This window comes from Pseudomonas sp. SK3(2021) (assembly GCF_016772375.1).
Taxonomy (GTDB): Bacteria; Pseudomonadota; Gammaproteobacteria; order Pseudomonadales; family Pseudomonadaceae; genus Aquipseudomonas; species Aquipseudomonas chlororaphis_I.
The window spans coordinates 5,959,256-5,981,076 of record NZ_CP061943.1 but is presented as its reverse complement, the minus strand read 5'-3'; the positions used below and the strand labels follow the sequence as shown (position 1 = coordinate 5,981,076).

Annotated in this window: 16 protein-coding genes; 5 read left to right on the top strand and 11 right to left on the bottom strand. The window is 63.8% G+C overall.

Annotation, left to right across the window (positions count from 1 at the left end; genetic code table 11):
• Positions 1 to 7: 7 nt before the first annotated feature.
• The 5 genes from IF690_RS26560 to IF690_RS26540 all read right to left on the bottom strand — a co-directional run bounded on the left by IF690_RS26560 (position 8) and on the right by IF690_RS26540 (position 6,391).
• Entirely contained in the window at positions 8 to 1,108 is a 1,101-nt protein-coding gene (locus IF690_RS26560; RefSeq protein ID WP_202698079.1) for a ThiF family adenylyltransferase, read from the bottom strand.
• A complete protein-coding gene (locus IF690_RS26555) occupies positions 1,105 to 2,517 on the bottom strand; it encodes a glutathionylspermidine synthase family protein (RefSeq protein WP_202698078.1) in 1,413 nt (470 codons plus the stop codon). The genes IF690_RS26560 and IF690_RS26555 overlap by 4 nt, the downstream gene beginning before the upstream one ends.
• Positions 2,518 to 2,541: 24 nt before the next feature.
• Positions 2,542 to 3,840: a diaminobutyrate--2-oxoglutarate transaminase gene (gene ectB / locus IF690_RS26550; protein ID WP_252189521.1), complete on the bottom strand. Its 1,299-nt coding sequence runs from the start codon at positions 3,838 to 3,840 to the stop codon at positions 2,542 to 2,544.
• An 86-nt stretch (positions 3,841 to 3,926) separates the two neighbouring features.
• Positions 3,927 to 5,120 carry an iron-containing redox enzyme family protein gene (locus tag IF690_RS26545; RefSeq protein ID WP_252189520.1) on the bottom strand — a complete coding sequence of 398 codons (1,194 nt, stop codon included), beginning with the start codon at positions 5,118 to 5,120 and terminating at the stop codon, positions 3,927 to 3,929.
• Positions 5,121 to 5,836: 716 nt separating this feature from the next.
• A complete protein-coding gene (locus tag IF690_RS26540) occupies positions 5,837 to 6,391 on the bottom strand; it encodes a cysteine hydrolase family protein (protein WP_202698076.1) in 555 nt (184 codons plus the stop codon).
• Between the two features lie 103 nt (positions 6,392 to 6,494).
• On the opposite strand from IF690_RS26540, the gene IF690_RS26535 reads away from it, so the two are divergent.
• The 3 genes from IF690_RS26535 (at position 6,495) to IF690_RS26525 (ending at position 9,531) form a co-directional block, all read left to right on the top strand.
• Complete coding sequence (locus IF690_RS26535) at positions 6,495 to 7,502, top strand: GlxA family transcriptional regulator (protein WP_202698075.1); 1,008 nt, start codon at positions 6,495 to 6,497, stop codon at positions 7,500 to 7,502.
• A 174-nt stretch (positions 7,503 to 7,676) separates the two neighbouring features.
• Entirely contained in the window at positions 7,677 to 8,786 is a 1,110-nt protein-coding gene (locus IF690_RS26530) for a DUF3182 family protein (RefSeq protein WP_202698074.1), read from the top strand.
• Complete coding sequence (locus IF690_RS26525) at positions 8,776 to 9,531, top strand: alpha/beta hydrolase family protein (protein WP_180922977.1); 756 nt, start codon at positions 8,776 to 8,778, stop codon at positions 9,529 to 9,531. The genes IF690_RS26530 and IF690_RS26525 overlap by 11 nt, the downstream gene beginning before the upstream one ends.
• A gap of 68 nt (positions 9,532 to 9,599) precedes the next feature.
• Here IF690_RS26525 and IF690_RS26520 read toward each other — a convergent pair whose 3' ends face one another.
• The 6 genes from IF690_RS26520 to IF690_RS26495 all read right to left on the bottom strand — a co-directional run bounded on the left by IF690_RS26520 (position 9,600) and on the right by IF690_RS26495 (position 19,591).
• Entirely contained in the window at positions 9,600 to 10,595 is a 996-nt protein-coding gene (locus IF690_RS26520; protein WP_202698073.1) for a lysylphosphatidylglycerol synthase domain-containing protein, read from the bottom strand.
• Positions 10,582 to 11,883 (bottom strand): cardiolipin synthase ClsB, encoded by a 1,302-nt coding sequence (gene clsB, locus IF690_RS26515; RefSeq protein WP_202698072.1) that lies wholly within the window; start codon positions 11,881 to 11,883, stop codon positions 10,582 to 10,584. The genes IF690_RS26520 and clsB overlap by 14 nt, the downstream gene beginning before the upstream one ends.
• Positions 11,880 to 12,677, bottom strand: coding sequence for an endonuclease/exonuclease/phosphatase family protein (locus tag IF690_RS26510; RefSeq protein WP_202698071.1), 798 nt, complete (start codon positions 12,675 to 12,677; stop codon positions 11,880 to 11,882). Before IF690_RS26510 ends, clsB begins: the two co-directional genes overlap by 4 nt.
• Positions 12,674 to 13,600, bottom strand: coding sequence for a DUF72 domain-containing protein (locus tag IF690_RS26505; RefSeq protein ID WP_202698070.1), 927 nt, complete (start codon positions 13,598 to 13,600; stop codon positions 12,674 to 12,676). The genes IF690_RS26510 and IF690_RS26505 overlap by 4 nt, the downstream gene beginning before the upstream one ends.
• A gap of 278 nt (positions 13,601 to 13,878) precedes the next feature.
• On the bottom strand, positions 13,879 to 15,090 hold the full coding sequence (locus IF690_RS26500) for an MFS transporter (RefSeq protein WP_202698069.1): 1,212 nt from the start codon (positions 15,088 to 15,090) through the stop codon (positions 13,879 to 13,881).
• Positions 15,091 to 15,274: 184 nt separating this feature from the next.
• Positions 15,275 to 19,591, bottom strand: a complete 4,317-nt coding sequence (locus IF690_RS26495) for a DEAD/DEAH box helicase (RefSeq protein WP_202698068.1) — start codon at positions 19,589 to 19,591, stop codon at positions 15,275 to 15,277.
• A 381-nt stretch (positions 19,592 to 19,972) separates the two neighbouring features.
• Here IF690_RS26495 and IF690_RS26490 point away from each other — a divergent pair, with 381 nt between their 5' ends.
• Positions 19,973 to 20,857 carry a sugar nucleotide-binding protein gene (locus IF690_RS26490; protein WP_202698067.1) on the top strand — a complete coding sequence of 295 codons (885 nt, stop codon included), beginning with the start codon at positions 19,973 to 19,975 and terminating at the stop codon, positions 20,855 to 20,857.
• A complete protein-coding gene (gene pgnE / locus IF690_RS26485) occupies positions 20,850 to 21,779 on the top strand; it encodes a UDP-N-acetylglucosamine epimerase PgnE (RefSeq protein ID WP_202698066.1) in 930 nt (309 codons plus the stop codon). Before IF690_RS26490 ends, pgnE begins: the two co-directional genes overlap by 8 nt.
• Positions 21,780 to 21,821: the final 42 nt, after the last annotated feature.

Below are 21,821 nucleotides of genomic sequence, written 5' to 3'. Positions count from 1 at the left end.
GGACTCCTCAGGCGCTGCAGACCGTGCAGGCGGGATGTTGCGGTTTGTCGATAATGGTCGTTTGCAGGGTCGCGAAATCGATGGTGACCAGCTTCCCCGCCGAGCTCATGGGCCAGCCGACCAGATGACGCACGATGTCCGCCGACATCATGCCGCCCACGGTCATGGCGCAATGGCTGAAGGCCGAGGTCGCCGGGATCAGGTCATGCTGTTCGCGATACTGACGGGTGGCATGGTGATCGGGGTTGTGTTCCTGGGACCATTTTTCGTCACAGCGAAAACAGCCGGACTGCCCGGGAAATTTGGTCCAGAGCATGCCCATGCCGGCCGAGACGCTGTTGAAGACCGCTGGTACGCCTCTGGCAAAGCAGGCATCGCTGATCCAGCGATCAGCAGCGATCACCGGACGATCGATGGCGGCGACGATGATGTCGGGCTTGAACTCGTCGATCAGCCGAGTGACGGCCTCGGTGCCGGTCAGGCGCTCGAAGACGGTATTTACCCTGACGTCCGGGTTGATGGCGCTCAGTCGGGCCTTGAGCCCATCGACTTTTCTCAGGCCGATATCCTGGACCGTGAACAGCTGGCGGTTGAGGTTCCCCAATTCGATTTCGTCGAAATCCACCAGGGTGATGGTCCCGCAGCCGGCCATTGTCAGGGCGGTCGCCGTGCAACTGCCCAACCCTCCGCAGCCGAGCATCAGGACATGCCCCTTGAGCAGGCGGGTCTGTAGCTCGGCCGGTGTCCGGCCGTCCCGGGTCAAGGCCGCAAAGCCATTGAGATTGCGAGAGTAGCGGTCGGTCTGGTCGGGCCGCAGGTGCTGGGGCTGGAAGAACGAGCGGTCCTGGAGCAGATTCTGTACCCGCAGGTCCTCGACCAGCGCCAAGAGCTCATCGTACTGAGCCGGATGGCCCTGGGTATCCAGTTGCTGGGCAATCCAGGCCAGGTCGTTCTGACCGTTCATCAAGTGAAGGGCGATGTACTTCCAGCCATCCGGATCGTCGAGGATCAGGCTTGCGTCACCCTGTCGGGTACCTCGATGAATGGCCACGCGATGGGCATGAATGGGGACGGCCACTATGGTCGCTTGCAGTTGCGGCAGATTCATCGAGCGAGCTCCTTGAGGGTAATGACGGGAAGCAGGATGCCTTTGCGGCCTACATTCATGACCGGGTCGAAACTGGCACGTGCCTGGAAGCCGGCGAAGCGCCCGCCGTATACGTAGGTATCCACTCCTGACCACATCGACTCGGTCACGCCGAGTTCTGGATGAACGGCAGAAAGCGTCCGGCCCTGGATGTACTGCTGAACCACGAAGCTGTGTGGCCCTTCCAGTGCGCTGCAAATCCCCTGCTCCCATTGTTCCTGTGTTGCGAAAGGCCCTACCAGCAGACCTTCACCACGGGTCGCGTTTGAGGGCTTCAACACCAGGTGTGGGCGATGCCGCCTGACATAGCTGATCAGGTCGATCGGCTGTCCCTGGGGGGTGCTGCTCTTGCCGGCAGCCAACAGACGGGTCCAGGGAATGTGCGTGCGGCACAGCTCCCGATCTTCCTCGGGCAGCAGCGCCAACATCTTGGGATCACTCAACAGGGCCATGATGGCCTTGTCCGCAAGGGGCCACTGGCTGATCAACGGATTGAGGAACGTCACCTCTGCGTTCGACGCCGCTTCGAGATACTCACTGACCAGCGGTTCGTCGATAAGGTCGCGCAAGTCGAGTTTGTTGTAGGTCATGTCGATGACGCGTCCCTGGGGGTCGACCAGGTGGCCGTCGCGCCGCTTGAGGTCGGCCGCATCGACCTCCTCGGTAGGCACGCCGAGGCGGTTCAGGCCGGCAACCATCTGGGTCACTTCGTTTTTGAAGCGCCCTTTGAAGGTCACGATGGCCGCTCGCCGGGCCGGTTGTCCGACGCGCTGAAAGTGGGTGCTCAGGAGCTCCTTGAGGAACAGGTCCGGGTCGCTCACGAAGGGTTGGAAATCGACACTGTGGCCGATGCCCGCCAGCAGGGGATTGTCGATCTCGGCCCAGAGGCGGCCGGCCAGTCCGTTCTGGATCACACCGCCGGGGCAGTCGGTATTGGTCTCCAGAATCCGGTAGACGCCCTCGCTGTCGAATAACCCGTCGAGTCTGAAAATACGTACCAGCGGCGAATGCTTCGGCAGGTTGAAGGTCAGGTGTTCGCTGTTCTTGTAGGCAGGAAACAGCGCGCGTACCTGTTCGTTCTCGACATAGATTTTCGCGGCGTGATCGAACACCCGGGCAAAACCTTCGCCGAGGCTCTGCAATTGCGCGACCGTCTCGTTCGGCAGGATCAGGGGGCGGATGGAGACGGGGTAGCTTTTACCTTCGAAATTCAGCCCTTCGCTGGACAGCGAATCGCAAAAACGTTTTTGCGCCGCGATCAGTCGTTTGCGCGCATCCGCTGTCAGGCGGGTGAGGGATTGCTCGATGAGGCGATCATCCGCCTCGAAAAGGCTGGTGTTGGGCGTGCAGGCTAAGGCGTTATTGTTCATATGGATTTCCTCGGGCTTGGACGATTATTTTTTTGCAGCGCTACTCAGGGCGCGGCCCAATTGGGCGAGCCCTTTGTCGAGGGACTGTGGGTCGATGGTGAGCGGAGGGAGCAGTTTGATGACGTTGTCCTGCGCGCCGCAGGTTTCGACGATCAGTCCGCCGGCATAGGCCTGGGCACTGACCTGCTGGGTGGTGGGGGCATCGGGCAGCTCGATTCCCCAGATCATTCCCAGTCCGCGGACAGCCTTGATCAGTTGGGGCCAGGTCTCTTGCCAGTGTGCAAGGGTGTCGGCGATCTGTTTCGAACGCTGGCCCAGGGCGTCCATGAAGTCGCGGTCCTGCCAGTAGCGCAGCGCCTGGGTGGCGGCGATGAACGCCAGGTTGTTGCCACGGAAGGTGCCGTTGTGCTCTCCAGGCTGCCAAAGGTCCAGCTCGGGCTTGATCAGTACCAGGGACATGGGTAAGCCATAGCCGGAAATGGACTTGGCCAGGCAGACGAGATCGGGCTGGATGCCCGCCCTCTCGAAGCTGAAGAAAGTCCCGGTTCGCCCGCATCCGGCCTGAATGTCATCGACGATCAGCAGAATGCCGTGGCGGCTGGCCAGTTGGGCGAGACCTCGCAGCCATTGGGGGCTGGCAACGTTTACACCTCCTTCGGCTTGCACCGATTCGACGATGAACGCGGCCGGCAGGTCGATCCCCGATCCGGGTGTGGTCAACATGTTTTCCAGCACGCTCAGGCTGTCCACCTGCTGGCCGAGAAATCCTTCGTAGGGCATCCGGGTGATATCCGGCAACGAAACACCGGCCGCGGCACGCTTGGCGCTTCGGGCCGATGCGGCGAGGGCTCCCAGGGACATGCCATGAAACGCATTGCTGAAGGCGACGATGTTGGTTCTGCCGGTGACTTTACGGGCGAGTTTCATCGCTGCTTCGATAGCATTGGCGCCGGTCGGGCCGGTGAATTGAAGGCGGTAGTTCAGTGCTCTGGGGGCCAGGATGACCCGGTTGAATGCCTCGATGAAGGTTTTCTTGGCGCTGGTGTGCAAGTCCAGGGAATGGGTAATACCGTCGCTTCGCAAGTACTCCAGTAATACCTCCTTGATCATTGGATTGTTATGTCCATAGTTCAATGAACCCGCCCCGGACAGAAAGTCGATGTACGAAGTGCCATTGATATCGGTCAATATCGAATTGCGCGCGGTGGCGAAAATGGCTGGGAACTTTCGACAGTAACTTCTGACTGCGGACTCGTGATTGAAAAAAGTATCGGCGGGGTCTTCACTGATTAGTGAGGCCGCTTCGGCAATTAAGTTATTCACGTCAATATCCTTCCAGTGGAATTAACTTCACTTAAATCCAGGTAGTGAGATTGAATGGCGGTGAGCTACGGCATGCAGGTGTCGGTTCAGAGCTCTTCGCGAATGACGATTTTTCCCTGGCTGGCCAATAGCGGAGAGTTCTCGCAAGCGATATATGAGACTGTTTGCTGATGGTCGCTGACATGGTAGTGCCCGGCCCAGGCGGGCACATAGATTGCGTCGCCGGCTTCCCAGTGAAGAACTTTCTCTTCAATGTAAGTGGCACCACTTCCGCTTAGAACATAAATGACGGTTTCGTAGTTATGTCTGTGCAGGCGGGTTTGTACGCTGGGAGCGAGTTGTTCCAGGCTCATGCGCATTGTTTGCACCGGCAAATCCACGACACTGCTTTTCTGGCTCGATATTGGCGTGGCTCGTGGCGCGCCACGCTCGCCCTCGACTGCAACATGCAACAAGCGGCGCGGCAGCTGGATAGGAACAGTGGTCACGGCATTCAACCAGGTGAGTTTGTCCGGCTGTGCGGGCTGCTCATCATGAGAGTGCGCAGGTTCCTGGCCGACCTTCTGCCAGATGGCATCGAACATTGTGCAGCGCTTGAGAATGATCTGACGCCCGATGTCCTTGGCCAGGAGTCTTGCTCCAGGGGAACACTGGACCAGCTGTTCCAGGATGCCCAGCATCGTGATCGCGTGGTCTTCATCCTCTTCGATGTGTACACGGAAGAACTCCAGGCCTTCCTCGCTGACATTCAGGCGCTCCAGGGCCTGCAGGACGGGCCTGTAGATCAGCGGCACGATCGCTTCGGCACCCATGCACAGGGCCGCGAGACCCTCGATGGCGTTTTCGGAGCGACAGAACTCCATGACAGCCTGAGTGAAGTCCTGGGTTTGCGGCAAGGCCTTTTCGGCCATGGCATGGGTTCCGGTGGCGCGCAGGGTTCTCTGGAACAGCTCTGCATGAGTCACTTTGCCCACGCCGTCGATCCCCATTTCCTCCTGCATGTTCTCCATCAGGTGCCTGATGTCATCCAGGCTCTCAAGCCGGTTGATTATGGCGCAGAGAAAGCGGGTGAAGTTGCGAGAGTAGTGATGATGTTGTACCAGGAAAAAGCGCATGCCTTTTAAGGAGACATTCCCCTCTTGCATGGCCAGGAGCAGCGGATGGTTAACCAGTTGATTCAGCGAGTCGCTATCCAGCCATGTATCCCATATGGATCCGCCAGTAAGGTCCTCAATAATATCGATTGCGAGTTCACGGGGTACGGCACTTTCCAATTTCACTATCGATCTCCTTGAAGAAGTAATAGTTTCAGGGATGAGTAAACCCGCCACGCCGGATAAAGCACGATATGCCGGTTCAGAAGGGCATGAGTCGTGCTGTTTATCGCTGTTGGATATATTGCCAAAGAATCGCGTCATGACCGCTGCGGAATTATTTAGTGAATAAATAATCCTGTCAGGGATAGCGAAAATAGATAAGGCAGTTCAGGGGTTAAAGCTCATCGACGAATCCTTTCTTATTAGTGTAAAAACCAGCTATTCATCATTTCCATGATGTGGAGGTTATGAATAGCTTCGACTATTTAGGGTGTCAAGAGAAATTGGATCCAGGACTCGGGTAGGAATGATCTGGACTGATATTAAGATGATTCCACCGCTTCGAGGGTAGGCAAATTTGATGACTGTAATCATTAACTTGGCGACGCATGAGGCATTTTTTTTTGCGCCTCACTGCCACAGGTATTTCGTCGGATCACCTGTGCCGAGGGGGATTTTCGCCGTCTTTTTTATTGCATGTTGGCCAGCATCTTCCGTGCCTGAGGTGAAAGGCAACTCAGGCCCGGGGGTATTGTTACGTCAACGGTGATAATCGCCAGAGAGCGTTCGCTGGAAGATAACCCCAAAAGGCCGCACAGCGAGTGAACGCTGTGTGGCCCTACAGTGAAGCCGGGGGGAAGCCTGGCTTTGCCAGCCCTGGTGCAGGCGGCCTGACAGAATCAGCGGCTGCCCGCCAGAAACTCATCGGTGGACACCACGCTGGCGTAGGCGAATCCCAGGGCCGACATGAAGGCGGCATGCACCTGGGCCGCCGGCACCACCACGCCATTGAATTCGAGGTCGCGGGTGGCACAGGCGTCGTGGATCACCGTGACGCCATAACCCAGGTCGGCGGCGGCGCGGGTGACGCCGTCGATGCACATGTGGCTCATGCTGCCGACCACCACCAGTTGCTCGATGTCGTGCTGGTCGAGGATAGCTTCGAGCTCGGTTTCGCGGAACGAATTGACGAAGTGCTTGAGCACCACCGGCTCGTCGGCGCGGTTGCTGACCTTGGGGTGCAGTTGCGCGCCGCTGGAGCCGGGGGTGAAGAAGGGCGCGCTCTCGGAGGTGAATTCGTGGCGGATATGCACCACCTGCCGGCCGCTGTCACGGAAGGCCTGGATCAGCCGCGCAGCGTTGTCGGCGGCGGCTTCGACACCCACCAGGGGCCACTTGCCGTTGGGGAAGTAGTCGTTCTGGATATCGACTACGATGAGTGCTTGCTTGGCCATGGGTGTGTCCTCTGAAGTAGTGGTTGGCTGTGGAGTCCAGTATTGACCCCGGCGGGCCGGTCGAGGATTGGCCGCACCGACAATAGAAGGGGGAAAACTGACAATGGGTATGGAAAGCGCAGTCGCCGAACTGGGCGTGCTGATCTATCCCGGGGCACAGATGGCCGCGGTGCATGGCTTGACCGACCTGTTCGGGGTCGCCAACCGTATCGCCGCCGAACAACGCAGCACGCAGTTGCCGCTGTTGCGCATCAGCCACTGGCAGGCGCAGGTCGACCAGGTACCCGTACGGGTGTACGACAGCCATCCAGGTGCCGAGGGTTCGTTGCTGGCGGTGTTGATCCCACCCTCGGTGGCCGGTTTTTCCCAGGCGCAGGCACCGCAGGCGCTGACCCACTGGCTGTGCCAGCAGCATGCCAATGGCGCGACCCTGGGCGGGGTCTGTGTCGGTTCGATCCTGCTGGCCGAAAGCGGCCTGCTCGACGGTCGCAGCGCCACCACTCACTGGACTTCGGCGAAGCAGTTCGCCGAGCGCTACCCGAACATCCACCTGAACGCCGACAAGCCGATCGTCGACGATGGCGACCTGATCACCACCGCCGGCCTGATGGCGTGGTCCGAGCTCGGGCTGCGTATGGTCGACCGCCTGCTGGGCCCGAGCATCGCCAGTGGCACCGCGCGTTTTTTGGTGATCGAGCACAGCGACAGCGCCAGCCAGTGCGGCAGTAACTTCGCGCCGATCCTCGGCCACGGCGATGCGGCGATCCTCAAGGTGCAGCACTGGCTGCAGGGTAATGGCGCAGTGGACGTTTCCCTCGCCGTCATGGCGCAGCAGGCCGGGCTGGAGGAGCGCACCTTCCTGCGGCGCTTTCGGGCCGCCACCGGGCTCAAGCCCACTGAGTATTGCCAGCACTTGCGGGTGGGCAAGGCCCGGGAAATGCTCGAGTTCACCAACGGCACCATCGACCATATCGCCTGGACGGTCGGTTACCAGGACCCGGGGGCGTTCCGCGCCACCTTCAAGAAGATCACCGGGCTGGCACCCAGCGAATATCGCGCGCGTTTCGGCGTGACGCCGCCGACACCGCTGGCGCGGGCGGGGCAGGGTTGACCCCGCGGGTCGTGCAAAATACCGGGCGGCGCCGGCCGATCGTGCAAAATAAAACAGGCCAAATGCCAGCGGCGATGGCATAGAGCGCTTATCCAGGGGGTATTCGACTCCCCCCGGGCCTTGGCGTGATCCCTGCACCCTTCCTTGTGCATTCATCACACGTAAGGGGGACGCATGACCCCGACGCAACGCAAGAAGCGGCTGGTCGCGCACTCGGTCCACCCTGGTGCCTCGCAGCATGTCGTGGAGACCAATCGCGCGCTGGCCCGCTGGCTGGCGCAAATCCTCGGGCTGGAATTCGCCGGTGACTACGACCCGCTCGTGCATGGGCAGGGCGAGCTGTACCTGGTGCCGACGCAGACCATCGTCGGCCCCGCCGCAGCCCGGCAATTGCGGGTCAGGGGGCCGGACGACCTGTGGGGCGGGTATGTCGAGCATGACTTTATCTGCACCAAGGCCATCACCCATGGCCTGTTGAACAAGAATGCCGTGGCCCCGCCGGGCTGGGCGCCGTTGTTCTCCCAGCGGGTGCGCAATGTGGTGCTGGACGGCCTGAGCGTGTTTTCCCTGAATGACGCCCGGCCAGCGGCCAGCCATTTGCTTTACAGCGGGCCGATCCGCATGAAGCCGATCCATGCCTGCGCCGGTCGTGGCCAGCGGGTGATCGCGAGCCTGGAGCACTTCGACGAGCTGCTGACGCAACCGGACGTCGCCCGGCAGTTCAATGACGGCGTGGTGCTGGAGCAGGATCTGCAACAGGTGGTCACCCGCAGCGTTGGCCAGTCCTTTATCGCCGGCCATGTCCTCAGTTACTGCGGCCAGCAATACCTGACCGAGGATTCCGGCGGCGAGCAGGTCTACGGTGGCTCCGAGCTGTTGGTGGTGCAGGGTGGCTACCCTGAGTTACTGGCGCTGCAACTGCCGCCGGAAGCGCGCCTGGCAGTGCAGCAGGCCCGGGTTTTCGACGCCGCCGCCGATGAGGCCTATCCGCGCTTTTTCGCCTCGCGACGCAACTATGACATCGCCCAGGGGCTGGACGCCGAAGGCCGGCAGCGCAGCGGCGTACTCGAGCAGTCGTGGCGCATGGGCGGTGCCAGCAGCGCCGAAGTGGTGGCTTTGCAGGCCTTTATCAACCATCCGGGTATGCGCGTGATTCGTGTGTCCGCGGTGGAAACCTATGTCGACCGGCCCTTGCCGGTCGATGCCATCGAGGTCTATCGCGGGCCCGCGGAGCGTGGTGACTTTCTTCTCAAATATGTAACGGTCAAATCCTATGACGGCTAGAAGCGAAAGCATTCAAATCGACATCGATGACGAGCAGATGAGCGGGACCTTCCTCAGTCCCAGGTCGAAAGTCCCCGGCGTACTGTTTGTCCACGGCTGGGGCGGGAGCCAGGAGCGCGACCTGGAGCGCGCCCGGGGCATCGCCGGGCTGGGCTGCGTGTGCCTGACCTTCGACCTGCGGGGCCACGCCGGCAGCGGCATCCCGCTGAACCGCGTGACCCGCGAAGACAACCTGCGCGACCTGTTGGCGGCCTATGACCGCCTGTTGGCCCATCCGGCCCTCGATACCTCGGCGATCGCCGTGGTGGGCACCAGTTACGGTGGCTACCTGGCGAGCATCCTGACCTCGCTGCGACCGGTGCGCTGGCTGGCGCTGCGGGTTCCGGCGCTGTACCGGGACGAAGCCTGGAACAGCCCCAAGCGCGACCTGGACAAGGCCGACCTGCTGGATTACCGCAGCAGCCTGGTGCGCATGGACAGCAACCGGGCGCTGCATGCCTGCGCGGCGTTCACCGGCGATGTGCTGTTGGTGGAATCGGAGACCGACGAGCATGTGCCGCACGCCACCATCATGAGCTACCGCGCGGCCTGCCAGCAGACCCATTCCATGACCCACCGGATCATCGACGGCGCCGATCATGCCCTGAGCGACCCCGTGTCGCAGCAGGCCTACACCTCGATCCTGGTGGACTGGATCACGGAAATGGTGGTGGGAGAACGGTTGAGCATCATTCAGTCGCGATAGTCGGGAGCGCTGGTTGAATGGAGCGTACGCTTGCTCCTGGAGAGGATGCGCGCGTTTGTCCGTTAGCGTCAGTTGCCTTTGCGCGGCTTTTTCTCCACGCGCAACACCTTGGCCCTGGCCTCTAGCAGCAGGTACATCAGCAGCGCGATCAGCAGCGGCAGGATGAAGTAGATCGCCCGGTAGGCGATCAACCCGGCCAGCAGGCTGCCGCGGGACACCTCATGTTGCAGCAGGGCGATAAACACCGCCTCCAACACCCCGAGCCCCGCCGGAATATGGGTAATGACCCCGGCGATACTGCTGATCAGCAGCACCCCGAGCACCACCGGGTAATCGAGCTTGCCGGGCAGCAGGGTGAAGATCACCGCCGCCATCAGCGACCAGTTGAGCGCGCCCAGGGCCAGTTGCAGCAGGGCCATGGGCAACGAGGGCAAATTGATCTCGACCCCGCGTATCGACCACTTGCGCCGCCGGGAAAACCGACAGGCCGCCAGGTAACCCGCGGCCAGCACCAGCAGCAGGACTCCCAGCCCCTGCAACGCGCCGTTGCTGAGCTGCCAGCCGGGCGGCAACTTCATCAGGCCACTGGCGAATACCGTGCCGGCCACGGCCATGTAGCCGAACCAGTTGGTGGCCAGGCTCAGGCCGAGGATCTTGGCGATGTTGCCGGTGCTTACCCCGAGCCTGGAATACAGCCGGTAGCGCATGGCGATCCCGCCGACCCAGGTGCTGAGGTTGAGGTTGAACGCGTAGCTGATGAACCCCACCGGCAGGATCTGCCGCCAGCCGAGGTTCTGCCGGATGTAGGTGCGACCGATCAGGTCGAAGCAGGCGTAGACCAGGAAACTGGCCAGGGTCAGGCCTGCGGCGATGGCCAGGGTGCGCACCTTGAAGTCGGCCAGGGTGCTGAGCACTTCGCTCCAGTCGATGCGTCGGGCCAGCAGGGTGAACAGCACGATCAACAGCAGGAAGAAGGCGATGGTCAGCGGTTTCTTCAGGCGTTGCCAGCGCGACCGGGAGTGCGATGCGGCGGGTGTCGAGCCATGGGCGTCAGTGCGGCTCACGGGGCAACTCCCGCTGGGTGGCGGCCTGGCCGAAGGGCTTCAATTGCGGCTTGTGGGCGGGCAGCCAGCCGGCCCAGGCCGGAAAGTGACGCAGGATGTGAAACACCAGGAACCCCACGGTCAGGCGCCACAGGCGGCCACGCCCGGAGCCCTTGGCCGGCATGGCCTGGCAGTGGTCGCGGCTGAGCCGGTCGAGGCGCTCGAACAGGTCGTGATTGAAGGCCCGGTCGCGGATCAGCACATTGGCTTCCAGGTTCAGCGACAGGCTCAGCGGGTCGAGGTTGCTTGAACCCACGGTGCTCCAGTCGTCGTCCACCAGCGCCACCTTGCCGTGCAGCGGCCGTTCGCAATATTCGTAGATGGTCACGCCATCCTTGAGCAGGTAGTCATAGAGCGTGCGTGCCGCCAGCCTGGCCACCAGCATGTCCGGCTCGCCTTGCAGAATCAGCCGTACCTCGACACCACGGCGCGCAGCGTTGCGGATCTCGCGCAGCAGCCGGTAGCCGGGGAAGAAGTAGGCATTGGCGATCACCACCCGTTGCCGGGCTCCACGCAGCACCTGGCGGTAGACCTCTTCGATATCGCTGCGGTGCAGGCGGTTGTCGCGATAGACCAGGCGCACCTGGCCGTCATGGTCGGTCAAAGCCAGCTGCGCGCGGCGCTGCCGGCGGCGTTGCCACCAGTAGCGGGCGCGGGCCGGGCGGTCGCCCTGGCTCAGGGCGAAATGATGGATATCCACCACCGCCGGCCCCTGGATCTCTACCGAGTAATCCTGCTTGGCCTGGGGACCGAAATCGGCCAGGTGATCGGCGGAGAAGTTGATCCCGCCGACAAAGGCGATGCTGCCGTCGACCACCACTATCTTGCGATGCAGGCGGCGGAACCAGTTGGTGCGCACCCCGAGAATCGGCTGCGCCGGGTCGAATATCTGCAAGCGCACCCCGGCGTTGCTCATGGCGGCAAGGAATTCGGGGCTCAATTCGCCGCAACCGAAGCCGTCCAGGCTGACGATGACCCGTACGCCACGCTGGGCGGCCTCGATCAGGATACGGTGCAGCTCGTGGCCGACCTTGTCCTCGAAAAGGATGAAGGTCTCCAGCAGGATCTCGTGCTGCGCCTGGCGCAGCACTTCGAACACCCGGGGGAAATAGGCTTCGCCATTTTCCAGCAGCACCACCCGGTTGTTGCTGTGCCAGCCATATTCGAGGTCCGTCCGTGGCGGCTCGTGGGCCAGCCCGGCATCGGGCAGGCTGTCCACCGTGGTTTTTTCCAGGGGCATGTCGTTCATAGCTCGACCTCGACCGACAGCGGCGCGTGATCGGAGAGATGGGACCAGGGATGGGAGGCCAGTACCTGGACCCGGTGGACCTTCAGGTGACGCAGGTAGATTCGGTCCAGCCGCAGCAGCGGCAGGCGCGCGGGGAAGCTGCGCGCCGGCTTGCCCTGCTGGCTGACAAAGGCCTCCTGCAAACCGCTGGGGGCAAGCCGCGCATCGGCGCGTAGCCGCCAGTCGTTGAAGTCGCCGGCGACGATCAAGGGCGCGTCGGCGGGAAGCTCGGCGATCAGTTGCAGCAGCAGGTCCAGTTGTTGCTGGCGGTGGCTTTCGCGCAACCCCAGATGCACGCAGATGGCATGCACTTCCAGGGCATCGCCGGGCAGGCGCAGCACGCAATGCAGCAGGCCGCGGCTCTCGTGCCCGGACAGCGAGATGTCGAGGTTGTCGTAGCGAATGATCTGGAATTTCGAGAGCAGCGCATTGCCGTGGTCGCCTGCCGGGTACACCGCATTGCGTCCATAGGCGAACTGCGGCCAGATGCTGTCGGCGAGGAACTCGTATTGCGGCATGCTCGGCCAGTTGTTGTAGCGCTGCGGGTGCTGGTCGTGGGCGCCGTGCACCTCCTGCAGGAACACCACGTCGGCGGCCACGCTGCGCACCGCCTCGCGCAGTTCGGGCAGGATGAAGCGCCGGTTCAGGGCGGTGAAGCCCTTGTGGGTGTTCACCGTCAGCAGCGTGAAGCGGCGCGCGACGGCAAGCCCGAACGCGGGCGGCACCGGGTTGTTGGCCGACTCGTCATGGCTCATGGCAGCACCCCTGGCGGGGCGGGTTCGCCAGGCACCGTCGCCAGAGCCTTGTCGAGCCCGAAGCGCTGCAGCAACCGACGGGCATCGAAGGGCGCACGGACCTTCAGGTCATTGTCGAAATAGCAGAACACCTCCCGGCTCTTGCGCGCCCTGGGCGGGTGGCGGGCGTCGATCAACCGGGCATCGGCGGGTTGTTTGCCGCTGTGCCAGGCTTCGATCCGGTCGCCCCAGCGCTTCAGGGCCTGGGGCGTATAGCCACTGGCGTACAGCTCCTTGTCGCCGTGCAGCCGCAGGTAGACGAAATCGCCGGTCAGGTCCTCGCAATAGGGCCACTTGCCGGCGGTGTCGGCCACCACCAGCGCCACGCCGTACTGGCGCAGCAGGTGGGTGAATTCGGGCACAACAAAGCTTGCATGGCGGATTTCCACGGCATGACGCATGGCTTTTTTGCCGTAGGCCTTGGTGCTGGTCTGGCCGTTGAGGCGTGGTTCGTGCTGGCGGGCGAGGGCGGCGGCCTGTTCGGTATCGGCGGGCAGTTGCTCAAGAAAGGCGCCGAACAGCTCGGCGTCGAACTGAAAGCTGGGTGGAAACTGCCACAGGATAGGTCCGAGCTTGTTCTTGAGTTCCAAGACGCCCGAGGCGAAGAAGTTGGCGATCGGCTTGTGTACATCCCGCAGCTGCAGGATATGGGTGATGTAGCGCGGTGCCTTGACGCTGAACACGAAGTCCCTGGGCGTATCGGCATACCAGTCGGCATAACGCTCAGGGGTCTGCAGCGCGTAGAACGAACCATTGATTTCGATGCTGTTGACTGCGCGCGAGGCAAATTGCAGCTCGCGCTTCTGCGTCAGCCCCTCGGGGTAGAAGTCTCCCCGCCAGGGCTTGTAGCGCCAGCCGGAAATACCGATATGAATCGCCGCCATGTCCGCTCCCGTCCTAGGGTCTTCGAACTGCCTTTGTCTTTTGATGACTGCCCGGCTGGCGGGAAAGTTTCGACCTTCCTACGGACGGCACTTTTCATCCTGTAGGAGCGAGCTTGCTCGCGATGGACGTTAACGATAATGCGCGTCGAGTGGATGAACGCGGCGCTCTCAGGTCCATCGCGAGCAAGCTCGCTCCTGCAGTGGCGCCACTATCATCCTTGACTGATCGGCATTCGCCGGCCAGGGCTGCGTTTTTCGGGGCGGGCCTGCTGGCGGGCTCAGTGCCCGACCACCACCCGGCTCGTCCCCTCGGCCGGCTCGGCGTACACCGGGCCGAGGCGATCCAGGCGCCCGCTCCAGGCGGTCAGGGCCAGGGCGCCCAGTACCACCAGGCCGCCGATCCAGGCGGTGTGGATCAGCCCCAGATGGGCGACGATCAGGCCGCCACCCCAGGCGCCGCCGGCAATGCCAAGGTTGAAGGCAGCAATGTTCAGGCCCGAGGCCACGTCCACCGCCTGCGGGGTGTGGCGTTCGGCCTGGCGTACCACGTAGACCTGCAGGCCCGGCACGTTGCCGAAGGCCACGGCACCCCACACCAGCACGGTGGCCAGTGCCAGCCAAGGGTTGCCGGCGGTGAAGGTGAGCAGCAACAGCACGCCGGCCAGCAGGGCGAAGATGATCTTCAAGGCGCTGATCGGGCCGCGCTTGTCCGCCAGCTTGCCGCCCCAGATGTTGCCCACGGCGACCGAGATGCCATAGACCAGCAGCACCAGGCTGACGGTGCTGGCGCTGAAGCCGGAAATGTCCTGGAGAATCGGCGCGAGAAAGGTGAAGGCGATGAACGAGCCGCCGTAGCCTACCGCGGTCATGGCGTACACCAGCAGCAGGCGCGGTTGTTTCAGCACTTGCAGTTGTTGCAGCAGGGATGCCGGTTTGCTGTGGGCGATGTTTTTCGGCACGTAGATCAGGCTGCCGATAAAGGCGATCACCCCCAGCGCGGACACGGCGAGGAAGGTTTCGCGCCAGCCGAAATGCTGGCCGATAAAGGTCCCCAGCGGCACGCCGGTGACCAGGGCCACGGTCAGGCCAGTGAACATGATGGCAATCGCGCTGGCGGCTTTTTCCTTGGGCACCAGGCTGGTGGCGATGGTCGAGCCGATGGAGAAGAACACGCCATGGGCCAGGCCGGTGACGATTCGCGCCAGGACCAGGGATTCATAGCTGGGCGCTTGCCAGGCCAGCAGGTTGCCGAGGGTGAACAGCACCATCAGCGACAGCAGCAACAGTTTGCGCGGGACCTTGCCGGTCAGCGCGGTGAGCACCGGCGCGCCGACAGCGACGCCCAGGGCGTAGAGGCTGACCAGCAGCCCGGCGGACGGCAGGCTGACGCCGAGGTCGGCGCCGATGGTGGGTAACAGGCCAACGATGACGAACTCAGTCGTCCCGATGGCGAAGGCGCTCAGGGTCAGCGCGAGCAAGGCAATGGGCATGGCTGCAACTCCGGTGGAAGGGATGATGGAGCGCAGTGTCCGGATTTGACTCGTGCGGAAAAATAGCGGTTTCGGTATTTGATATTTGACCTGTGGGCAAATATCGAATGGCCAGGCTTCTGTAGAAGCGAAGCTTGCTCGCGATAGGCGCGGCGCGATGCACCAGCCTGATCGCGCTCAGGCGTCAGTGGCGAATCAACCGGGTCCGCAGCTCAAGGCTGGTCTGCGGCTCGAGGTCCAGCCAGAAATGCTGTTTGCCGGCGATCTCGGCGGCGGCGGGCAGGCCGTCGCGGTACACCAGCCGGTTGCCGGCCAGGGCCGGGACCTTCTGCCCGGGCAGCAAGGTGCCGGCAAGGTTCAGCGGATCGACGCCACACACCGCGATCAGGCTGCCATCCAGCGGGCGCCGGCGAACTTCGCGCAACAGGGCGATGGCCTCGGGCAGGGCGAACTGCTCGCCGGCCAGGCCACTGACAAAACGCCCGCCACGGATTTCGCCGCGGGCCTCCAGCCGATGGAAGGTGCGCAGCAGTTCGCGCCAGCTCGGTAGCCAGTCGGCCTCGCGCTCCAACAGGCGCCAGAACACCACGCCATAACGTCGCAACAGGGTCATGGCGATATGTTCGAGGGTCGCCGCTGGCATTGCCCGCGCATGGCTGCCGACACCCTCCAGTACCTGCGATGGACGCCGTAGCAGAGCCCAGCGCCCCGCATCGTCCATGCCACCGACCAGTGCTCCGCGCCCGCGCCGGCTGCCGCGGGCCTGGCGCTTGCTGGCCGGGGTGATCAAGGCGCGCAGGCCGGCAAAACTGTCGGCGTTCACCAGCCCGGCGGCCACCAGTTCCTGCAGGGCGATCTCCAGTTCGGTGCGCAGGACATGGGCTTCATGCTGTAACTCATCGAAGAACAAGGCGCCGTGCTGGCTCAGGGCTTCATGGACCTTCTGTGCCTTGGGCGACAGCTCGCTGCTGTCGGGCTGCGCGCCCAACCCGCTCCACAGCGCGACCTGGCTGCGGGGCAGCAACACGATCGGCGTGTTGCGCAGGGTCGCGCCGGCGGTTTTATGCGGGGCGCTGAGCCGGCTCCAGACCACCTTGCCGTTGCGGCACAGCTCATCCAGCCAGGTGGCGGAGTAATCCTTGATCCGCGCCGGCAGCAGGTCGCTGTCCCAGGCGCCGGCCGCGGCGGCATAGCCTTCGAACTGGGCGACCGTCTGCGCCAGCATGGCGCTGCCCTGGCCCTGGGTGGCGCTGGACAGGTGCTGCCAGTCGAACAGAAAGCGCATCAGATCCTGCAGCGCCACCGGTTCGATTTCCCGGCGCAGGCGTTTGACGGTGTAGCGATGAATCCGTGCCAGCAGATGCCGTTCGCACCACTCCTCCCGGGCCTCGCCGGGGCTGAAGCGGCCGCGCAGCACATAACCTTCGCTTTCCAGTTGCGCCAGAGCCTGGGCGACCTCGCCGGCGCTCAGGCCCAGGGGCGCGGCGATGCTCTCCAGTGGCAAGGGGCCGAAGCCACTGAGCCGGGCTCGAATCGCCTCCACCAGCGCTTCATCGCGCTGCCAGTGCTCGTCGAAGCCGGGCGGAGCCGCGAGGACCGGTTGCAGCGGCGCCTGTGGATAAATCGCCCGCAGGCAACCCAGGCGCTCGACGGCCAGCCACAGGGCCTGCCCGCCGCCGATCCGCAACCGGCTGGCGCGCCCACTGTCCGCCAGGGCTTGCAGCCAATCGGTCCACCGCGGGTTGGCCTGGGCCTCGTGCTCGCCGATGCAGGCCAGGCTCATCAGCGCTTCATGCATTTCATCCGGGTTGCCGGGGGCGGGCCAGGCTTCCTCGCGCACCGACTGGATGGCCTCGGCATCCAGGGCGCCAAGGTCGTCGCTGGATTCCGGGTCGCTCCAGCGGCGGCTGAGCACGGCCTGGGTCCGCCGCTCCTCCAAAGGCGCATCGTCGAGGAAGGTGTAAGGCCGGGCGCTGAGAATTTCCGCGGCCAGGGGCGAGGGCGCCGGCAGGTCGCGGCAGATCAGGCGCAGCTCGCCGCGTTCCATGCGCCGCAACAGCTTCAGCCAGCCCTCGCTGTCCATGGCTTCGTGCAGGCAGTCGTTCAGGGTCTGCTCCACCAGCGGGTGGTCGGGAATCTGCCGTTCGCCGGCGAGGTTTTCCAGGCAGGCGATCTGGTCGGGAAACACACTGGCGATCAGGTCTTCGCTTTTCATCCGCTGGATCTGCGGCGCCACCTTGCGCCCGCCGACAAAGCGCGGCAGCGCCAGGGCCACGCCGGCATTCCAGCGCCAGCGCACGCCGAACAGCGGTGCATCCAGCACGGCCTGGACCAGGATGTGTTCGGCACTGTTGCTGTGCAAGTAACGCCAGACTTCATCGAGTTCGAAACTGTGGCTGGTGGACAGCGACAGCACGATGGCGTCTTCGCTGGCGGCGGCCTGCAATTCGAAGTTGAAGGTGCGGCAGAAGCGCTTGCGCAGCGCCAGGCCCCAGGCGCGATTGATCCGGCTGCCGAACGGCGTGTGGATGATCAGTTGGGTACCGCCGGACTCATCGAAAAAGCGCTCCATGATCAGCGTGTCCTGGGACGGCAGCGCGCCCAGGCTCTGGCGTGCGCGGGCCAGGTAGTCGACCAGTTGTCCGGCGCTGGCGGCGTCCAGGCCAAGGCTGTCGCCCAGCCAGTCGAGGGCCGGTTGCAAGTGGCCGGGCGTGGCGCCGAGCAGTGCGTCGAGCCGGGCCAGCAGGCGCGCCACGGCAAACGACAGCTCGGTGCTGCGCCCCGGGGCTTCGCCAAGCCAGAACGGGATGGTCGGCGGCTGGCCGTGGGCGTCCTCGACCCGTACCCGGCCGGTTTCCACCCGCAGGATGCGGTAAGAGGTATTGCCCAGTTGGAACACATCGCCGGCGATGCTTTCCACCGCGAAGTCTTCGTTGACGCTGCCGATATTCAGCGCCTGGGGCTCCAGCAGCACGGCGTAGTCGGCGTTGTCGGGGATGGTGCCGCCGCTGGTCACCGCCGTCAGTTGGCTGCCCCGGCGGCCGCGCAGGCTACGGTTGACGGCATCGCGATGCAGATAAGCACTGCGAATGCCCTGGCGCCCGTTGTAGCCCTCGGCGAGCATGCGCAGCAGCGCCTGGAAATGCCCTTCGTCGAGGTCGCTGTAGGGCGAGGCGCGGCGGATCATTGCCAGCAGCGGCTGCTCCTGCCATTCCTGGTTGCTGACTTCGGCGACGATCTGCTGCGCCAGCACATCCAGCGGCGCCCTGGGGATCTGCAGGGTGTCGAGTTCGCCGCGGTGCACGCAGTCGAGCAGGGCGGCGCATTCGATCAGGTCGTCGCGGGTCAGGGCGAACAGCCGGCCCTTGGGCGTGCCGCCGACCTGGTGCCCGGAGCGCCCGACCCTTTGCAGGAAAGCCGAGATCGAGCGCGGCGAGCCGACCTGGCACACCAGGTCGACATCGCCGATATCGATGCCCAGCTCCAGCGAGGCGGTGGCGATCAGCACCTGCAAATCGCCGCGCTTGAGGCGCTGTTCGGCGTCCAGGCGAAACTCCTTGGCCAGGCTGCCGTGGTGGGCGGCTACCGCATCCTTGCCCAGGCGCTCGCTCAGGTGGCGGCTCAGGCGCTCGGCCAGGCGCCGGGTGTTGACGAACACCAGGGTGGTGCGGTGTTCCCGCGCCAGTTCGGCGATGCGCTCGTAGACCCGCTCCCAGACATCGTTGGCCATGACCGCCGACAGCGGCACGGGCGGCACTTCGATGGCCAGGTCCCGGGGCCGGGCGTGGCCGATGTCGACGATCTCGCAGGGGCGCTCATGACCGACCAGGAAACGCGATACCGCTTCGATGGGCTTCTGCGTGGCCGACAGGCCGATCCGCATCAGCGGCTCGCCGCACAGCGCTTGCAGGCGCTCCAGGCTCAACGCCAGGTGGCTGCCGCGCTTGCTGGCGGCGATGGCGTGGATTTCGTCGACTATCACCGTGCGCGTGCTGGCGAGCATCTGCCGGCCAGAGGTCGAGCCCAGCAGCACATACAGCGATTCAGGGGTGGTCACCAGGATATGCGGCGCGCTCTTGCGCATGGCACTGCGGTCTTTTTGCGGGGTGTCGCCGGTGCGCACCGCGGTGCTGATGCGCAATTGCGGCAGGCCCATGCGTTCGAGCTGTTGGGTAATCCCGGCCAGCGGATCCTGCAGGTTGATCTGGATATCGTTGCTCAAGGCCTTGAGCGGCGAGACGTACACCACCAGCGTCTGTTCCGGCAGCGTGCCACCATTTTCCAGGCCACGGTGCACCAGCTCGTCGATCACCGCGAGGAAGGCGGTCAGGGTCTTGCCCGAGCCGGTGGGCGCGGCGATCAGGGTCGAGCGGCGCTGGCGGATCAACGGCCAGGCCCGGGCCTGGGCAGTAGTCGCCGCGGGGAAGCAGCTGTTGAACCAGGCGCTGACCGCGGGGTGGAAACCCGGCAGGGCGTCGGCGGGGATCTGGGGAAGGTTCATGCACAACGTTATGCGACCGCCGGGGCGAAGTTGCAAGGCTGTCTCGTCAGTGGCTACACGGACGCCACGTGCTCTGTAGCCGCTGCCGCAGGCTGCGATCGAGCTGGGCGGCATTCCGACGTAGCGCTCGTAAAACCAGCCAATGCGATTTTCCAGACAGATCGCGGACTCAGGGTTTGCGGCAACTGCGTTGCCGATCGCAGCCTCGCGGGGCTCGGCAGCGGCTACAGAGGGACGGTATGACCGACGGCGCTGCACTTTCTCAGTGACGATTGCGCCGGAAACCCGCAAAATGCAACGATTCTGAGCAATATTCATGGCCAAACCCCGGGTCTGGCCGCTTCAAACCATCGTTCCGAACAGATTGGGCCTGCTGACTCTATGCGAATGCGCCTTATGTTACTGGGCGGCGGAAATGCCCTTGGGCAGGCGCTGATTCGCCTCGGTGCAGAGGAAGACATCGGTTTCCTCGCCCCCCGTCCGCCGCAAGACGGCTGGGATGCCGCGAGCCTGACGCAACTGCTCGACGACACCCGTCCGGATGCCTTGATCAACCTTGCGTACTACTTCGACTGGTTCCAGGCGGAGAGTGTCCCCGAGGCACGCCTGGCTAGCCAGGAGCGGGCGGTCGAGCGGCTTTCCGAGCTGTGCCAGCATCACAACATCATTCTTCTGCAGCCTTCCAGCTACCGCGTGTTCGACGGTTCGCGGGCCACTGCCTACAGCGAAAAGGACGAACCGGTACCGCTGGGCCTGCGTGGCCAGGCCTTGTGGCGGATCGAGCAGAATGTGCGCGCCACTTGCCCGCAGCATGTGCTGCTGCGTTTCGGCTGGCTGCTGGATGACAGCGCCGAAGGCACCCTGGGGCGTTTCCTGGCCCGTGCCGAGCAGCCCGAAGAGCTGCTGCTGGCCGACGACCGCCGGGGCAACCCGACACCGGTGGACGATGCTGCCCGGGTGATCATTTCCGTACTCAAGCAACTCGATTGCGCCGCGCCGCTGTGGGGCACCTACCACTACGCTGGCCATGAGGCGACCACGCTGCTGGCGCTGGGCCAGGCGATCCTCACCGAGGCCCGCAGCCTGCATCCGCTGGCCATCGAGGCCCCGACCGCCCAGGCCCACGCCGCCCGGCCGGACGCCGCCGAAGAACCGCAGCACGCGGTGCTGGCCTGCAAGAAAATTCTGCACACCTTCGGGATCAAGCCACGCGCCTGGCGCGCGGGACTCCCGGCTCTACTGGATAGGTTTTATCGTCATGGCTGATGGCCCAATTCTGATCACTGGCGGTGCCGGTTTCATCGGTTCGCACCTGACCGACGCTTTGCTCGCCAAGGGCTACTCGGTGCGGATCCTCGACGATCTGTCCACTGGTAAACCCAGCAACCTGCCGCTGGACAACCCGCGGGTCGAACTGATCGAAGGCGACGTCGCCGATGCGGCCCTGGTGGCGCGGGCGATGAGCGGCTGCCGGGCGGTGGCACACCTGGCCGCAGTCGCTTCGGTACAGGCTTCGGTGGACGACCCGGTGCGTACCCACCAGAGCAACTTCATCGGCACCCTCAACGTCTGTGAGGCCATGCGCCAGGCCGGCGTCAAGCGCGTGCTGTTTGCCTCCAGCGCGGCGGTCTATGGCAACAATGGCGAGGGCGAATCGATCGACGAAGACACGCCCAAGGCACCGCTGACGCCCTATGCGTCGGACAAGCTGGCCAGCGAGTACTACCTTGATTTCTATCGCCGCCAGCATGGCCTGGAGCCGGCGATCTTCCGCTTCTTCAACATCTTCGGGCCGCGCCAGGATCCGTCCTCGCCGTATTCCGGGGTCATCAGCATCTTTTGCGAGCGCGCGCAGAAAGGCCTGCCGATCACCGTATTCGGCGATGGCGAGCAGACCCGCGATTTCATGTATGTCGAAGACCTGGTGGACGTGTTGGTGCAGTCCCTGGAAATGCCGCGGCTGGAAGTCGGCGCGGTGAATGTCGGCCTGAACCAGGCCACCACCCTCAAGCAGTTGCTCGAGGCCCTGGGCGAGGTGGTGGGGCAGTTGCCGCCGATCAGCTACGGCCCGGCGCGTTCGGGGGACATTCGCCATTCGCGGGCGAACAACCAGCGCCTGTTGCAACGCTTCAAGTTCCCCGAACCGACCCCGATGAGCGTCGGGCTGGCACGCTTGCTGGGCCTCTGAGCTTTCTCCAGCGATGAAAAAAGGCGCCTTTGCAGGCTAATG

Coding starts and splice junctions, on each gene's coding strand:
- IF690_RS26560 (WP_202698079.1), bottom strand. CDS start 1,108: ATGAATCTGCCGCAACTGCAAGCGACCATAGTGGCCGTCCCCATTCAT.
- IF690_RS26555 (WP_202698078.1), bottom strand. CDS start 2,517: ATGAACAATAACGCCTTAGCCTGCACGCCCAACACCAGCCTTTTCGAG.
- IF690_RS26540 (WP_202698076.1), bottom strand. CDS start 6,391: ATGGCCAAGCAAGCACTCATCGTAGTCGATATCCAGAACGACTACTTC.
- IF690_RS26535 (WP_202698075.1), top strand. CDS start 6,495: ATGGGTATGGAAAGCGCAGTCGCCGAACTGGGCGTGCTGATCTATCCC.
- IF690_RS26530 (WP_202698074.1), top strand. CDS start 7,677: ATGACCCCGACGCAACGCAAGAAGCGGCTGGTCGCGCACTCGGTCCAC.
- IF690_RS26525 (WP_180922977.1), top strand. CDS start 8,776: ATGACGGCTAGAAGCGAAAGCATTCAAATCGACATCGATGACGAGCAG.
- clsB (WP_202698072.1), bottom strand. CDS start 11,883: ATGAACGACATGCCCCTGGAAAAAACCACGGTGGACAGCCTGCCCGAT.
- IF690_RS26510 (WP_202698071.1), bottom strand. CDS start 12,677: ATGAGCCATGACGAGTCGGCCAACAACCCGGTGCCGCCCGCGTTCGGG.
- IF690_RS26505 (WP_202698070.1), bottom strand. CDS start 13,600: ATGGCGGCGATTCATATCGGTATTTCCGGCTGGCGCTACAAGCCCTGG.
- IF690_RS26500 (WP_202698069.1), bottom strand. CDS start 15,090: ATGCCCATTGCCTTGCTCGCGCTGACCCTGAGCGCCTTCGCCATCGGG.
- IF690_RS26495 (WP_202698068.1), bottom strand. CDS start 19,591: ATGAACCTTCCCCAGATCCCCGCCGACGCCCTGCCGGGTTTCCACCCC.
- IF690_RS26490 (WP_202698067.1), top strand. CDS start 19,973: ATGCGAATGCGCCTTATGTTACTGGGCGGCGGAAATGCCCTTGGGCAG.
- pgnE (WP_202698066.1), top strand. CDS start 20,850: ATGGCTGATGGCCCAATTCTGATCACTGGCGGTGCCGGTTTCATCGGT.